We start from the raw sequence: 231 nt of genomic DNA on the forward strand, positions 1-231 counted from the left end.
TATTTCATCACTACCATTTTTTAATTGGAAGCGTTCATCCTCAAACACCCAACAAAAAGGATAATCATCATTGTTCACTGTATGCTGCCAGATATCATCCTCAGCATTGCAGTATCTATTATCCAAACTAGGCATGTCTTTTAATTCATATAGTCTTTTTAGAAACTCGATTTCTTCAAGACGCCCAAAATAATTGTAATGTACTCTTTCAGTCTCCCAGAGTACATGTGT

General features: G+C 35.1%; 1 pseudogene. It reads right to left on the reverse strand.

Features of this window, described 5'->3' with window-relative positions:
• Positions 1-231: pseudogene (locus ACSNOG_RS34120) on the reverse strand (hypothetical protein); the annotation flags it as partial.

The sequence above is a fragment of the Streptomyces sp. URMC 124 genome, from assembly GCF_051386455.1.
In the GTDB taxonomy this organism is placed as follows: Bacteria; Actinomycetota; Actinomycetes; order Streptomycetales; family Streptomycetaceae; genus Streptomyces.